At 71.7% G+C, this 13,222-nt stretch carries 15 protein-coding genes; 7 read left to right on the top strand and 8 right to left on the bottom strand.

Going from position 1 to position 13,222, the window contains the following annotated elements; all coding sequences use genetic code 11:
• Nucleotides 1-56 precede the first annotated feature (56 nt).
• The 3 genes from ACZ69Q_RS32375 to ACZ69Q_RS32365 all read right to left on the bottom strand — a co-directional run bounded on the left by ACZ69Q_RS32375 (nt 57) and on the right by ACZ69Q_RS32365 (nt 2,538).
• Nucleotides 57-827: a GntR family transcriptional regulator gene (locus ACZ69Q_RS32375; RefSeq protein WP_093744712.1), complete on the bottom strand. Its 771-nt coding sequence runs from the start codon at nt 825-827 to the stop codon at nt 57-59.
• Nucleotides 828-958: 131 nt separating this feature from the next.
• Complete coding sequence (locus tag ACZ69Q_RS32370) at nt 959-2,152, bottom strand: RNA polymerase sigma factor (RefSeq protein WP_471048714.1); 1,194 nt, start codon at nt 2,150-2,152, stop codon at nt 959-961.
• Complete coding sequence (locus ACZ69Q_RS32365; RefSeq protein ID WP_471048712.1) at nt 2,152-2,538, bottom strand: YciI family protein; 387 nt, start codon at nt 2,536-2,538, stop codon at nt 2,152-2,154. Before ACZ69Q_RS32365 ends, ACZ69Q_RS32370 begins: the two co-directional genes overlap by 1 nt.
• Nucleotides 2,539-2,637: 99 nt before the next feature.
• On the opposite strand from ACZ69Q_RS32365, the gene ACZ69Q_RS32360 reads away from it, so the two are divergent.
• A complete protein-coding gene (locus tag ACZ69Q_RS32360; RefSeq protein WP_471048710.1) occupies nt 2,638-3,678 on the top strand; it encodes an acyl-CoA dehydrogenase family protein in 1,041 nt (346 codons plus the stop codon).
• 16 nt (nt 3,679-3,694) lie between these two features.
• Here ACZ69Q_RS32360 and ACZ69Q_RS32355 read toward each other — a convergent pair whose 3' ends face one another.
• Nucleotides 3,695-3,862, bottom strand: coding sequence for a hypothetical protein (locus tag ACZ69Q_RS32355; RefSeq protein WP_471048708.1), 168 nt, complete (start codon nt 3,860-3,862; stop codon nt 3,695-3,697).
• 198 nt (nt 3,863-4,060) lie between these two features.
• Here ACZ69Q_RS32355 and ACZ69Q_RS32350 point away from each other — a divergent pair, with 198 nt between their 5' ends.
• The 3 genes from ACZ69Q_RS32350 (at nt 4,061) to ACZ69Q_RS32340 (ending at nt 7,653) form a co-directional block, all read left to right on the top strand.
• Nucleotides 4,061-5,587: an SDR family oxidoreductase gene (locus tag ACZ69Q_RS32350; protein WP_471048706.1), complete on the top strand. Its 1,527-nt coding sequence runs from the start codon at nt 4,061-4,063 to the stop codon at nt 5,585-5,587.
• Nucleotides 5,588-5,678: 91 nt separating this feature from the next.
• Nucleotides 5,679-7,049, top strand: a complete 1,371-nt coding sequence (locus tag ACZ69Q_RS32345; RefSeq protein ID WP_471048704.1) for a cryptochrome/photolyase family protein — start codon at nt 5,679-5,681, stop codon at nt 7,047-7,049.
• Nucleotides 7,050-7,212: 163 nt separating this feature from the next.
• The gene (locus ACZ69Q_RS32340) at nt 7,213-7,653 is read left to right on the top strand and encodes an SPW repeat protein (RefSeq protein ID WP_471048701.1); all 441 of its coding nucleotides are present in this window, start codon (nt 7,213-7,215) and stop codon (nt 7,651-7,653) included.
• Nucleotides 7,654-7,734: 81 nt separating this feature from the next.
• Here ACZ69Q_RS32340 and ACZ69Q_RS32335 read toward each other — a convergent pair whose 3' ends face one another.
• Nucleotides 7,735-8,502 (bottom strand): ArsR/SmtB family transcription factor, encoded by a 768-nt coding sequence (locus ACZ69Q_RS32335; RefSeq protein WP_471048947.1) that lies wholly within the window; start codon nt 8,500-8,502, stop codon nt 7,735-7,737.
• 196 nt (nt 8,503-8,698) lie between these two features.
• Between ACZ69Q_RS32335 and ACZ69Q_RS32330 the strand changes: the two genes are divergently transcribed.
• Nucleotides 8,699-9,292: a hypothetical protein gene (locus ACZ69Q_RS32330; protein ID WP_471048699.1), complete on the top strand. Its 594-nt coding sequence runs from the start codon at nt 8,699-8,701 to the stop codon at nt 9,290-9,292.
• Between the two features lie 24 nt (nt 9,293-9,316).
• Here ACZ69Q_RS32330 and ACZ69Q_RS32325 read toward each other — a convergent pair whose 3' ends face one another.
• A complete protein-coding gene (locus ACZ69Q_RS32325) occupies nt 9,317-10,057 on the bottom strand; it encodes a phosphotransferase family protein (protein WP_471048696.1) in 741 nt (246 codons plus the stop codon).
• Nucleotides 10,058-10,136: 79 nt separating this feature from the next.
• Between ACZ69Q_RS32325 and ACZ69Q_RS32320 the strand changes: the two genes are divergently transcribed.
• Nucleotides 10,137-10,712 (top strand): nucleoside/nucleotide kinase family protein, encoded by a 576-nt coding sequence (locus ACZ69Q_RS32320; protein ID WP_471048694.1) that lies wholly within the window; start codon nt 10,137-10,139, stop codon nt 10,710-10,712.
• A gap of 70 nt (nt 10,713-10,782) precedes the next feature.
• Nucleotides 10,783-11,046: a GlsB/YeaQ/YmgE family stress response membrane protein gene (locus ACZ69Q_RS32315; protein ID WP_471048692.1), complete on the top strand. Its 264-nt coding sequence runs from the start codon at nt 10,783-10,785 to the stop codon at nt 11,044-11,046.
• A 115-nt stretch (nt 11,047-11,161) separates the two neighbouring features.
• On the opposite strand, the gene ACZ69Q_RS32310 is transcribed toward ACZ69Q_RS32315, so the two are convergent.
• Entirely contained in the window at nt 11,162-12,106 is a 945-nt protein-coding gene (locus tag ACZ69Q_RS32310; RefSeq protein WP_471048691.1) for an NAD-dependent epimerase/dehydratase family protein, read from the bottom strand.
• A 57-nt stretch (nt 12,107-12,163) separates the two neighbouring features.
• The gene (locus ACZ69Q_RS32305) at nt 12,164-13,129 is read right to left on the bottom strand and encodes an NAD-dependent epimerase/dehydratase family protein (RefSeq protein ID WP_471048689.1); all 966 of its coding nucleotides are present in this window, start codon (nt 13,127-13,129) and stop codon (nt 12,164-12,166) included.
• Between the last annotated feature and the right edge of the window lie 93 nt (nt 13,130-13,222).

Here is a 13,222-nt window from a genome sequence, read left to right as displayed (position 1 = left end):
AGGGAAGTTCCGCGCGTGTCGCGCGGGGTGGCGGACCGTTCGGCGCCGCGGCCGGTTCACACGGTGCGGCGCAGCAGCCCGCTCATCGCGATCCGGTCCCCGCGGAACCGGATGAACTCCAGGTCCACGGGCCTGCCGTCGCACAGGTGGGTGAGGCGCTCCAGCATCAGCACGGCGGTGCCGCGCGGCGCCTGGAGCACGGTGGCGGAGTGCGCGTCGGCGTTGACGGCCTCCAGGGTGATCTCGGCGTGCCCGAGGGGCTGCCCGGTGATCTGCTCCAGCAACCGGAAGACGTCGGTGTTCTCCAGGTCGGCGCCGAGCAGCTCGCCGCCGATGTCCAGGGGCAGATAGGTGAGGTCGAGGGAGAGCGGCAGTCCGTTCAGCCGGCGCAACCGCTCGATGTAGAGCACGTCGGTGCCGGTGGGCAGCCGCAGCCGCTCGGCCACGGGTGCGGGCGCGGCGACGGGGCCCATGGTGCGCACCTCGTTGGTGACCCGGCCGTGTTCCCGCAGGGTTTCCGCGAGTCCCATGAGCCGGTCGAGGCCGTGCGGGTACTTCTCGGCGACGACGACGGTGCCGACGCCGGGCAGCCGCTCGACGAGCTGTTCGGCGCGCAGCAGGTCCAGCGCGTGCCGGACGGTGTTGCGCGACACCTGGTAGTCGGCGGCGAGCACGTCCTCGTGGGGCAGCGCGCCGCTGGGGAATCCTCCGGTGAGGACCAGGTGCCGCAGCAGGTCCGCGAGCTGCCGCGCCCGGTCCGCACGCAGCCGTCGGCGACGGGCGGCGGCGAGCGGCGCGGTGTGCTCGCGGGTTCGTTCTGCTGGCATGCGGTGACCATACCGACGGTGCGGGCGCAGTGGTGTTTCCGAATCATTGCGCCACCTGAGCACCCCTCACCCGGTCGCTGACCTGCACCTTCTCTACCGGTGGAGACACTTTCGCCACCGCCCTGGCAGCATCACGTACGGACGAGTTCCAGGCGTCGGCGTTCGAGGTACGCGCGCTCGGCCGGGTTCTCGGAGAGCTCGACGGCTCTCTCGTACGCCCGTACGGCTTCGGTGTCGCGGCCGAGGCGGCGCAGCAGTTCGGCGCGGACGGCGTGGAAGACGTGGTAGCCGTCGAGGTCCAGCGTGTCCACGAGGTCGAGAGCCCGGGACGGGCCTTCGGTCTCGGCGACGGCGACCGCCCGGTTCAGGGCCACGACCGGGCTCGGGGCGACGGCCATGAGGTGGTCGTAGAGCTGTCGGATCTGTCCCCAGTCCGTGTCCCGTCCCCTCGGCGCGTCGCTGTGTACGGCCTGGATCGCGGCCTGGAGCTGGTACGGCCCCGGCCTGCCTCGGCGCAGGCACCGGCGGACGAGCGACTGTCCCTCGGCGATCAGGTCCCGGTCCCACAGTCCGCGGTCCTGTTCGGGCAGCGGCACGAGCTCGCCGTGCTCGTCCTGCCGGGCGGGCCGGCGCGACTCGACGAGGAGCATCAGCGCGAGCAGCCCGGTGACCTCGGGCTCGTCCGGCATGAGTTCGGCGAGCAGTCGGCCGAGCCGTACGGCCTCCGCGCACAGGGCCGCTTCACCCTCGTACCCCTGGTTGAAGATCAGGTAGACGACGGCCAGCACTCCGGTGAGCCGATCGGGCAGATCGGCGTCGCGCGGCACGCGGTAGGGGATGCCGGCGTTGCGGATCTTCGCCTTCGCCCGCACCAGGCGTTGGGCCATCGTCGGCTCGGGCACCAGGAAGGCCCGCGCGATCTGCGCGGTGGTGAGTCCGCCGAGCAGGCGCAGGGTCAGTGCGACCCGCGCCTGGACGGCGAGGGCGGGGTGGCAGCAGGTGAAGACGAGCCGGAGCCGTTCGTCGCGCACGGGGCCCTCCTCGCGCGGTGCGTCGGGGGCGTTCAACAGGGCCGCCTGGGCGTGGCGTTCGCCGCGGCCGGCCTCGCGGCGCAGTTGGTCGATGGCACGGTTGCGGGCGGTGGTGATGATCCAGCCGGCCGGGCTCGGCGGCACGCCGGTCTCCGGCCAGCGCCGCAGGGCCGTGGTGAACGCGTCCTGCACGGCTTCCTCGGCGAGGTCGATGTCGCCGAGGAAGCGGACGAGGACGGCGACGGCGCGGCCGTACTCCGCGCGGAAGACGGCCTCGACGTCGGGGAGCGTCATCAGACGCCGGCTTCGCGGTCCCCGGCTGCTTCGTGGTCCTCTGCTTCGCCCATGAACGGCCGCACCTCGATCGGCAGGGTCGTCGCCAGGGCCATCCTGCGGCCCCACTCCAGCGCCGCGTCCAGGTCGGGCGCCTTGATGAGGCTGATGCCGCCGAGCATCTCCTTGCCCTCGGCGTACGGGCCGTCGGTGATCAGGACGTCGCCGTCGCGGGGCCGCAGCACGGTGGAGGACTCCGGGCCGTGCAGTCCGCCCGCGAACACCCAGGCGCCCGCCTCGCGCAGCTCCCGGTTGAGGGCGTCGAGGTTCTTCTCGATCTCGGCGAGGACCTCCGGGGCCGGGCGCTCCCCCACCGGCTGCATCACATTGAGCAGGTAGTACTTCATGACGGCCTCCTCGGGCGTCGTCGCGTTCTCTCACCTCCTACACGAACGACACACCCCGGATTCGACACCTCGCACGACCGCGCCGGAAGAATTTCGTCCATGACCACGAATGATCACCCCCTCGTCGGCCGCGCCCACCGTCTCGCGCACGATCTGCTCGCCCCACTGGCCGAACGCGTCGATCAGGAGGGCGTGCCCGCGAGCCACATCGACGCGATCAGGCAGGCGGGACTGCTCGGGGTGGGCGCGCCGGAGTCGTACGGCGGATGGGCGGCCCCCGCGGCGGTGGCCCGGCGCACGGCGGAGATCCTGGCCGGAGCGTGCTGCTCGACCTGGTTCGTGCAGACGCAGCACCACACGCCGGTCGCGACACTGGCCGGGAGCGAATGGCCGGTGCGGGAGCGGCTGCTGGGTCCGCTGGCCCGGGGCGAGCTGCTGTCGGGAGTGGCGTACGCGCATCTGCGCTCGTATCCGCGCATGCCGGTGCGCGTCACCCGTGAGAGCGACGGCTGGCGGTTCGACGGGAGGGTGCCCTGGTACACCGGCTGGGGTCTGAACGACGTGATGCTGCTCGCGGGTGCCACGGAGGGCGGCGAGGTGGTCTTCGCGTTCACCGGGGCCCGGGAGCAGCCCGGACTCCGTGCCTCGGAGCCGATGCGGCTCGCGGCGCTCACCGCGTCCCGCACGGTGTCGCTGGAGCTGGACGGACTGCGGCTGCCCGAGGACGCCGTGGCGCTGCGCAAGCCGTACGCGGAATGGGCCGCCACGGACCGCGCGAAGACGGTCGAGACGTCCCCGGCGGTGTTCGGGGTCACCGAGGCGGCGCTGGCCCTGCTGGACGAGGAGACCGCCGGGCCGCTGCGCACCCGACTGGAGCAGATCCGCGGCACGGCCTACGCGTTGGCCGACCGGTCTGCCGCGGGCGAGCACCTGGCGGAGCGTCTGGCGCTGCGCATCCGAGCGGCCGAACTGATGCGTACGGCCACCACCGCGGCGGTGGTGGCCGGCGGCGGCCGGTCGCTGGCGCTCACCGGCACGGCGCAGCGTCTGGCACGGGAAGCCCTGTTCCTGCTGGTGCAGGGCCAGACGGCGCAGTCACGCGAGGCCCATCTGGCGGCACTCGTGGCCCACGCCTCCTAGGCGTGCGAACGCCTGCTCAGTCCTCGTCGCGCGTGGGGACCACGACGAGGAAGGCGTCCGACTTCAGGTCCATCACGACGGTGGCCGGCTCACCGTGGGCGCGGCACTCGGCCGCGTACTCCTCCGCCGGCCACGATCCGCGCGGAGCCCCCGCAGGAAACCGCTCCAACACCTTCGCGCCCATAGCGGCAGACACCTCCACAATCGGACTTCGCCCAGTGGGCCGAGTAGTTGTCTCCTACATTCCGCCTGCCCGCGATCTGCATGAGCATGTTCACCACTTCGTGTTGTCCGCGTCGAACAGCCGGTCGGCCGCATCCGAAGCCCACCCTGGCGGGGAAGTGATCACCAGGGAGCTCCGACACGTGAGGACCGACTTCAGATGGCGCAGGACGAGGTGTGTGAGGGACCGCGGTGCCTGGTGACCGGCGCCACGGGGTACATCGGCGGGCGCCTGGTGCCCGAGCTGCTCGACGCGGGGTACCGGGTGCGCTGCCTTGCCCGCTCGCCCGACCGGCTGCGCGATCATCCGTGGGCCGAGAGGGCCGAGGTGGTGCGCGGCGATGTCACCGACGCCGCGTCCGTGCGCCGGGCCCTCGACGGCATCGACGTGGCGTACTACCTGGTGCACGCCCTGGGCACCGGGAAGGACTTCGAGGAGACCGACCGCAGGGCCGCGCGGACCTTCGCCGGCCAGGCACGGGCCGCGGGCATCCGGCGGATCGTCTACCTCGGCGGTCTGACCCCCGCGGGCGTGCCCGAGCAGGAGCTCTCGCCGCATCTGCGCTCGCGCGCCGAGGTCGGCCGGATCCTGCTCGGCTCCGGGGTGCCGACGACCGTCCTGCGGGCGGCCGTGATCATCGGCTCGGGCTCCGCCTCCTTCGAGATGCTGCGCTATCTGACCGAACGTCTGCCCGTGATGGTCACCCCGGCCTGGGTGAACACCCGCATCCAGCCCGTGGCCGTCCGGGATGTGCTGCGCGCCCTCGTCGGCAGCGCCCGTATGCCCGCGGACGTCAACCGGACCTTCGACATCGGCGGGCCGGACGTGCTGACGTACCGAGAGATGATGGTCCGCTACGCGGCGGTCGCCGGGCTGCCGCGCCGGGTCATCCTCGCCGTGCCGGTCCTCACGCCCGGCCTCTCCAGCCTCTGGGTCGGCCTGGTGACACCGGTCCCCTCCTCCATCGCACGGCCGCTCACCGAGTCCCTGCGCCACGAGGTGGTGTGCGCCGAGCACGACATCGCCGGTCACGTCCCCGACCCGCCGGGGCATCCGATCGGTTTCGACGAGGCCGTACGGCTGGCCCTGCGGCGGGTGCGGGACGCACGGGTGACGACCCGCTGGTCGTCGGCCTCCGTGCCCGGCGCACCGAGCGACCCCCTGCCGACCGACCCCGACTGGGCGGGCGGCAGCCTCTACAGCGACCACCGGGAGCGTCGGGTCGACGCCTCGCCCGAGGCGCTGTGGCGGGTGATCGAGGGGATCGGCGGCGAGAACGGCTGGTACTCCTTCCCGCTCGCGTGGGCGGTGCGCGGTTGGCTCGACCGGCTGGTGGGCGGGGTGGGACTGCGCCGGGGGCGCCGCGACGCGTCCCGGCTGCGGGTCGGCGACTCGCTGGACTTCTGGCGGGTCGAGGCGATCGAGCCGGGCCGACTGCTGCGGCTGCGCGCCGAGATGCGGCTGCCGGGACTGGCCTGGCTGGAGATGCGCGTCCTCACCGACGAGGAAGGCCGCACCCGGTACCGGCAGCGTGCCCTGTTCCATCCGCACGGTCTGCTCGGCCAGGCCTACTGGTGGAGCGTGTCCCCCTTCCACGCGGCCGTGTTCGGCGGCATGGCCCGCAACATCGCCCGGGCCGCGGCGAGTACGCCCGTCCCCGCACCGAACCGCGCCCACCTTCCCTGACCTTCCCGCTCGCCCGCATGGAACGCACCGAACGCATGGAACGCACCGCCGGGGACGCGGATCGCCTCCCCGACTGCACGGAGATCACGGCATGAGCATCTCGGTCGTCCTGTTCACCTCCGATCTGCGCCTGCACGACCACCCGCCGCTGTGCGCGGCCCTCGGCGGCACCGAGCGGACGGTCCCGTTGTTCGTGCGGGACCGGGCGGTGGACGGCGCCGGGTTCGCCGTACCCAACCGGCTGGCCTTCCTCGCCGACTGTCTGCGCGACCTCGACGCCGGGCTGCGGGAGCGGGGCGGCCGGCTGATCGTGCGTGAGGGCGACCTCGTCGACCAGGTCTGTGAAGTGGTCGCCGAGGCGGACGCCGACGAGGTGCACATGGCGTCCGACGTCAGCGCCCACGCCCAGCGGCGCGAGGAACGGCTACGGCGCGCCCTTCAGGCGCAGGGGGTAGGGCTGCACGTCCACGACACCGTGACCAGCGCCGTCGCGCCCGGCGCGGTGACCCCGGCCGGCTCCGACCACTTCGCCGTCTTCACGCCGTACTTCCGCCGCTGGTCCGGCGAACCGCTGCGGGACGCGCTCGCCGCACCGCGCTCGGTAAGGGTCCCGGACGGTGTCCGCTCCGGGCCGCTGCCCTCCCGTGACGAACTCTCGGGCCTGTCGGAGGGGCTCGCCACGGGAGGCGAGCGGGAGGGCCGCACCATGCTCACGGCCTGGCTGCGCGGCCGGGTGTCCTCCTACGAGGAGCGCCACGACGACCTCGCCGGCGACGCCACCTCCCGTCTCTCCCCGCATCTGCACTTCGGCACCCTCTCCCCCGTCGAGCTGGTCCACCGCGCGCGACGGGCCGGCGGTCCGGGCGCCGAGGCCTTCGTACGGCAGCTCGCCTGGCGCGACTTCCACCGGCAGGTCCTCGCCGCGCGGCCGGACGCGGGCACCGCCGACTACCGCACCCGGCACGACCGTTGGCGCTCCGAGCGGGAGGCGCGGGACGACATCGCGGCGTGGAAGGAGGGCCGCACCGGCTACCCGGTCGTCGACGCCGCGATGCGCCAGCTTCGGCACGAGGGCTGGATGCACAACCGCGGACGCCTGCTGACGGCGAGCTTCCTCGCCAAGACCCTGTACGTCGACTGGCGGGTCGGCGCACGGCACTTCCTGGACCTGCTGGTCGACGGCGACGTCGCCAACAACCAGCTCAACTGGCAGTGGGTCGCCGGGACCGGCACCGACACCAGGCCCAACCGCGTACTCAACCCGGTCGCCCAGGCCAGGCGCTACGACCCCGAGGGCGGCTATGTCCGGCGCTGGGTACCGGAGTTGGCGGGGGTCGAGGGGCGCGCGGTGCACGAACCGTGGCGGCTGCCGCCGGGCGAACGTGCCGCGCTGGAGTACCCGGCCCCGATCATCGACCTGCCCGACGCACTGGCCCGCTTCAAGCGGGCCCGCGGACGCTGAGGACTGTCGGCCGCCGACCCGGCTCACCAGGACGCTTGGCACCTGTCTCCCAGGCCTCCCACCTCTACACATAAGGAAAAAATAAGCGCAGAATGGGCGATGGCGGCGCTTACCGCACACCGCATCAGCAGCGGTCAGGCCTGCGAGTCAAAGGAGACGAGTCATGGCCAACGTCTCGCCCACCAGAGGTGACATATCCAGCCACCCCGATGTATCCGAGATGCGGGAGCGCTACGCCCGCATGCTCGGCGGTCGTGATGTGACGCTCTTGGACGGACCGGTGTTCCTGCTCGGTCTGTACTGCGCCGTATCCCCCTGGATACTCCACTACACGACGAGCCAGCCCGCACTCGTGACCCACAACCTGATCGTGGGGATCGCGATCGGCCTGCTGGGCCTCGGGTTCACCCGGGCTCCGGAACGCATGTACGGCCTGAGCTGGGCCTTCTGCGCGATCGGCGTCTGGATGGTCATCGCGCCGTGGGTGGTCGGGGACAGCCCGGACGCCGGTGTCGTCGTGAACAACATCATCATCGGCGCGCTGGCCGTACTCCTGGGGCTGATGTGCGCCGGTACGGCGTCGAGGAGCGCTCCCAGGCCGTAGTGACACTCGGGAGAGGCAGACATGAAGGCCGGTCCGCACCCGCGGACCGGCCTCCTCGCGTCCAGGCCACGGCGCCGCCGCTCAGTGCGCCGGCATCAGCCACGGCTCCTGAGGCAGGACATGGCCGGTCTCCAGCAGCGACTTGAGGTTGGACAGCACCGCCGGCCAGCCGGACGACACGTCGGCACGCGCGCTCTCGTCCGCGAGGTCCTCGTGGGTCACGGTGAGCCGGACGATGTCGGCGTGCTGCCGGATGTCGAAGGTGACCCTGGAGTACTTGTCGTCCTGCCCCTCCTCGTCCGGCGCCGCCCAGGTGGTGACCAGCCGGGTCGGACGCTCGCTCTCCACGACGGTGCCGACCACGTCGGCGATGCCCGAGCCGTCCGTGCGGACGTGCTCCCAACGGGAACCGGTCCGCCAGTCCGAGACATTGCTGTGGCCCCAGTAGGCGGCGGTCAGGTCGGCGTCGGTGAGGGCGTCCCAGACCTTCTCGGGCGTGCTCGCGATGTAGGTGACGTAGACGAATGTGGGCTTGTCGGTCATGGCTTCCTCGGCTCGTCGTTTCACGGCCCCGAGCACGCGCAGGCGCGGGCTCTCGAACTTGTCGATCCACCGCTCCTGGATCTCGTGGAGCGGGACCGGATTGAGGTAGTGCAGCTTCTCCCGCCCCCGCCACACCGTGCTGACCAGATTGGCGGCCTCCAGGACGCCGAGGTGCTGGGTCACCGACTGACGTGTCATGTCGATGCGCGCGCACAGCTCCCCCAGCGTCTGCCCGTTGTCCTCGTGCAGATGGTCCAGGAGCCGTCTGCGCGTGTCGTCGGCCAGCGCCTTGAAGACCTTGTCCATCGTGGGGTCGCTCTCTGATCGCACACTCAACGTTATGCAGGCAATCACCTGCATGTCAATCGAAGCGCTTTGCCTGTTTTGAGTCACATGCGCCGAAGAGCTGTTACATGACCTATGGGATCCCTTGATGGGCGGTCCGTAGCTTCGACTGCGTCGGAACGAACCCACGAACCCCACCGAAGGAAACGACTCCCTGATGCGTGCTCCCCGCACCCTCCGCACCGCCCTCGTCGCCGCCGGCGTCACCACCGCGCTCGGCATCTCGGCCGCCGGCGCCTTCGCCGCCCCCTCGCACGCCACCGCGAACGTCCCGTCGGCGGCCCGGCACGCCAAGGCCAAGCGCGTGTACGTGAAGACGGTGAAGCTCGCGGACAAGGTCAGCCGGGCGAAGGTCTACAAGACCGGCGACCACCGCTACGAGGCGGAGATCTGGGCCAAGGAAGGGAAGTACGGAACCCTCTACACCCAGGGCATGCCGACCCACGCCCAGCACAACGGGCTCCACATCACGCTCCGCCCCGACGGCCGGGTCTCGTCCTGGGTCGAGCGGACCGAGCCCGCGTCGGCTGCCGAGCGCGTCCTGATCGGTACGTCGACGCTGGCGGACGGGTCGACGACGGCCAAGATCTACCGGCTCGCGGCCGACCACTACGAGGCCGACGTCTTTGCTGACGGCAAGCGGCTCGACACGCTCGTCGCCGACGGCCGCGCCGCATACGGCGATAACAACGGGCTGCACGTCGCCCTCCACCCGGACGGAAGGCTGGCGTCCTGGGCCGACGAAGCCTGACGATCCCGGTCGGCCTGCCCGGCGTCAGGGCAGCAACGCCTCCAGCTCACGCCGGTGTTCGGCGGTCCACGCATAGGCGTCGCGCACCTCGACCACGGCTCCGCTTTCCCGCAGCCCCACCATGGCCGGCTCACCACGCTCCGCGCCCGCCTCGATGCCCCGCCAACAGCGGTCCTGCCACCAAAGGATCGTGTCCACGAGTTCGTCGCCGCCGTCGCACGGCCCGTACGCCTCACGGACGAGGGCGATCCGCCGGGCCGCCTCGGTCACATCGGTGACGCCAGGCCCCAGATCCAGGTACTGCCAGCACAGGTGCGCGAGGTCGTGCACGCGCTCACCGGGTGCGGCGAGGTCCCAGTCGACGAGCGCGGTCGGCCACCATTGGGCGCCCTCGACCGCGTAGACCGTGTTCTTCGGGGCGAGGTCGTTGTGGCACACGACGTCCCGGTCGCCGGCCGACGCGGTTCCGTGCGTCATGTCGTGGACGGCGCGGACGAGTCGGGCCACCCGCACGAGCGCGGCGTCCGTGCACGCTGCGGCGCGCTCCACGGGAGTGACGGCCGCTCTTCCCTCCAGGTAGCCGAACACCTCCCGACCCTGCTCGTCCGTCCCGATGTAGCGCGGGGCACCTTCCCACTCACGAGACTCGAAGAGCGCGAGCAACTCCCGCACATAGCCGGACCGTTCGTGCGGCAACCGCCGCACCGTGGTCCCGACCCGCACGACCTCGTTGACGGCTCCGCCGCCGAGCACCCGCTCCACCATTCGCGCCTCCGCCGATCAGTCGATCATCAGCCCACAAAACCACTCGCCAAGCATGCCCGCACCCGGGCACGCTGCCGACATGGATCGTGCCGAGGTGCTGCTGATCGGGGGACGGGCCGGGGTCGGGAAGACCACGGTCGGCTGGGAGGTCTCGGCCAGGCTGCGCGCCGCGCGGGTCGCGCACGCGGTGATCGACGGCGACTTCATGGGTGCCGTCCATCCGGCGCCGCCGGGTGACGCGCACCGGGCCGGCATCACGGCACGGAATCTGGCCGCCGTGTGGGCGAACTACGCCGAGCTCGGACACCGGCGTCTCGTCTACACGAACACCGCGAGCGTGCTCGAGATGGCCGCACCCATGTTCCGCCGCGCCATGGGGAGCGACGTACGGCTCGTGCGGGTCCTGCTGACCGCGACCGACGAGACGGCCGAACGGCGGCTGACCGGGCGTGAGCTGGGCTCCGAGCTGGAACACGAGGTGCGCGGCAGCCGTCGCAAGGCCCAACTGCTGGACGAGCAGGCGCCCGCGGACGTGCTGCGCGTGGTGACCGACGGCCGCGCGGTGATCGACATCGCCGCGGAGGTGGTGGCCGCGACCGGGTGGGTCGCGGACGTGCCCGCGGTGTCGACCAGTCAGATCCGGACCGCGGACTGAAGCGGAACGGACTGTCCCTCTCTCCACGGGGAACTCGCATCACTGCGGGGACAGGAGGAAGAGGGGCGAAATGGATATCTCGGGCATCATCAGTGCCATCGTGATCGGCATCGTCATCGGTGTGCTCGGCCGACTTGTCATTCCGGGTCGTCAGCGCATCGGTGTTCTGTGGACGATCCTCGTCGGCATCGTGGCCGCGCTGCTCGGGTCGGCGCTCGCGGCCGGCCTCGACGTGGCCGACACCGACGGTGTCGACTGGATCGAGTGGCTCATACAGATCGGTCTCGCCGCGCTGGGCGTCGCCGCACTGGACCGGGCGAAGGCACACCGCTGACGCCGTACCCGAGGAGAACGAGCGGGCGCCGCGCCGGCGACACGGGATTCCACCGCGCCCGGGTCACCCGAGCCGCGCGGCACCCCGCGTCAGGCGACTGCCGCGGCGTCCCGCTTCACGCCGCCCGCCCTGCGGCCCGCAAAGCGGCCAGGCCCTCGCGCGCCGTCGGATGGACGGGGGTCCAGCCGAGTTCCCGCTCGGCCTTCGCCGTGGACACCCGCAGCGTCGTCGACATCATCGCGTGCGCGTACGACATGGGTCGCATCAGCCACAGAGGTACGGTCATCGGCTTCGGCAGCCCGAACTCCTCGGCCACGCACCGCACATGGTTCCCGAACCCCATCGGCGTCCCGTCGGCGATGTTGTACGCCTGGCCGGGGCGCCCCCGTTCGACGGCGGCGACCACCGCTCGGGCGGCGTCGGTGAGCTCGATCCAGGGCAGGACCCGGCCGTGGTCGGCGGGGACGGGCAGTTGCCGCTTGCGCAGCCTGGGCAGGAGGGCGTCGGTGCCGCCGGGGCCGTAGAAGAGGCCGAAGCGCAGCGCGATGCCCTCCAATCCCTGCGTTTCGAGGGTGAGTTGTTCCTTCACACGCATCGCCTCGATGTGCCGTTCCAGCTCCGGGGAGCGGCCGCGCGGGCCGAATGGGGCGTCCTCGGTGACCACCTGGTCGCCATGGTCGCCGTAGCCGTATCCGAAGACCATCGACTCCGCCACGAGACGCCGGGCGCCGGTGGCTCTTGCGGCCTCGACGAGGTGAGCGGTTCCGTCGGTGCGCAGCGCGTCGGTGGCGTGCATGTCGCGGTGACGCATGGGCGGCTTGCTCAGCACCGTCGCCGCGTGGATCACGGTGTCGAAGTGCCGACCGTCGACGGCGCGCAGCAGGGCGTCCCGGTCCATCAGGTCGGCCCTGATGTCGTTGCGTGCGCCGCGGCCGAGGCCGGTGACCTGGTGGCCCGCCCCGGTCAGGGCGCGGGTGATGTGCCGGCCGAGGACACCGCCGGCGCCCGCCAGGAGAATCGCCCGGCCGGCGCTCTTGTCGTCACTGTGGTTCGTCGTCATGACCTTGCGACGAACGGGCCGGGCCCGGATGTGACATCCGGGCCGGAGTGAGCCCCGTCACCGCCCCGCGAGCAGGCCCTCGTACCAGGTCACGGTGACGTCGACCGTCTCCGCGAGCGGAGTGGGCGTGACGTCGAAGGCCTGCTCGAAGGCGGAGGAGTCCACGATCTGGGGTTCGGTGTGCTGGTAGAACATCTCGGCGTACTCGGCCATGAACTCCTCGTCGAACGGGCCGAAGGGCCGGGCCTCGGGGAGCACCATGACGTTCAGCGGCTTCCCGACCCGCTTCTCGATCATCCGGTGGATCTCACGGGTGGTGACGGCGGTGGCGGTCGGCAGGTGCCAGACCCGCCCGTCACCCTCAGGGCGTTCACCGAGGGTGGCGAGCCCGGCGGCCACGTCCTCGATGTTGGTGTAGCTGTGCGGCAGGTCGATGTCGCCGAGGGCCAGCACCTCGCCTCCGGTGAGCGCGCCGGGGAAGGCGGCTCCACCGAGGGAGGAGTTGAGCACGCCGGGTCCGACGAAGTCGGCGGAGCGGGCGAGGACGACCCGGGCGCGGCCCTCGCGGTGCGCCGCGAGGTACTTCTCGTCCAGCTCGGCCCGCATCCGGCCCTTCCGGCTGGTCGCGTTCCACGGGGAGTCCTCGGTCATCACCGCTCCCCCGGTCTCGCCGTACGGGTACAGCGTGTCGAGGACGACCAGCCGTGCGCCGGAGTCCTGCACCGCCCCCAGGATCGCCTCCTGAATGCGGGGCATGGCCTCGACCTGGAGGTGATAGCCGACGTTCACGGCGTGGTAGACGACGACGGCACCGGCCACGGCCGACGCCGCCCCGTCCGCCGTGCTGACGTCGGCGGCGAACCGCTCCACGCCGTCGATCGCGGGCCCTTCGCCCTTGCGGTCGACGAGGCGCACGGCGTGCCCTCGGCGGACGAGTTCCCGGGCCAGGGCGGTTCCGGCGGGGCCGGAGCCGAGTACGGCGTGCAGCGAGCGGGCGCGGTCGGTGGCGGCGGTGGTGTTCATGAGGACCTCTCTCAGTTACTCACTCTCGCTTATGTTAGAGACTGTAACTCTTTCGATGATGCGTAGCAAGAGTGGGACGTCCAGGCTTTCGTT

It is taken from the genome of Streptomyces sp. NPDC036764, assembly GCF_055609385.1.
The sequence above is the reverse complement of the archived record's forward strand: the minus strand, read 5'-3'. Positions and strand labels throughout refer to the sequence as shown.

Coding starts and splice junctions, on each gene's coding strand:
- ACZ69Q_RS32360 (WP_471048710.1), top strand. CDS start 2,638: ATGACCACGAATGATCACCCCCTCGTCGGCCGCGCCCACCGTCTCGCG.
- ACZ69Q_RS32335 (WP_471048947.1), bottom strand. CDS start 8,502: ATGGACAAGGTCTTCAAGGCGCTGGCCGACGACACGCGCAGACGGCTC.
- ACZ69Q_RS32355 (WP_471048708.1), bottom strand. CDS start 3,862: ATGGGCGCGAAGGTGTTGGAGCGGTTTCCTGCGGGGGCTCCGCGCGGA.
- ACZ69Q_RS32305 (WP_471048689.1), bottom strand. CDS start 13,129: ATGAACACCACCGCCGCCACCGACCGCGCCCGCTCGCTGCACGCCGTA.
- ACZ69Q_RS32320 (WP_471048694.1), top strand. CDS start 10,137: ATGGATCGTGCCGAGGTGCTGCTGATCGGGGGACGGGCCGGGGTCGGG.
- ACZ69Q_RS32345 (WP_471048704.1), top strand. CDS start 5,679: ATGAGCATCTCGGTCGTCCTGTTCACCTCCGATCTGCGCCTGCACGAC.
- ACZ69Q_RS32375 (WP_093744712.1), bottom strand. CDS start 827: ATGCCAGCAGAACGAACCCGCGAGCACACCGCGCCGCTCGCCGCCGCC.
- ACZ69Q_RS32365 (WP_471048712.1), bottom strand. CDS start 2,538: ATGAAGTACTACCTGCTCAATGTGATGCAGCCGGTGGGGGAGCGCCCG.
- ACZ69Q_RS32310 (WP_471048691.1), bottom strand. CDS start 12,106: ATGACGACGAACCACAGTGACGACAAGAGCGCCGGCCGGGCGATTCTC.
- ACZ69Q_RS32350 (WP_471048706.1), top strand. CDS start 4,061: ATGGCGCAGGACGAGGTGTGTGAGGGACCGCGGTGCCTGGTGACCGGC.
- ACZ69Q_RS32325 (WP_471048696.1), bottom strand. CDS start 10,057: ATGGTGGAGCGGGTGCTCGGCGGCGGAGCCGTCAACGAGGTCGTGCGG.
- ACZ69Q_RS32330 (WP_471048699.1), top strand. CDS start 8,699: ATGCGTGCTCCCCGCACCCTCCGCACCGCCCTCGTCGCCGCCGGCGTC.
- ACZ69Q_RS32340 (WP_471048701.1), top strand. CDS start 7,213: ATGGCCAACGTCTCGCCCACCAGAGGTGACATATCCAGCCACCCCGAT.
- ACZ69Q_RS32370 (WP_471048714.1), bottom strand. CDS start 2,152: ATGACGCTCCCCGACGTCGAGGCCGTCTTCCGCGCGGAGTACGGCCGC.
- ACZ69Q_RS32315 (WP_471048692.1), top strand. CDS start 10,783: ATGGATATCTCGGGCATCATCAGTGCCATCGTGATCGGCATCGTCATC.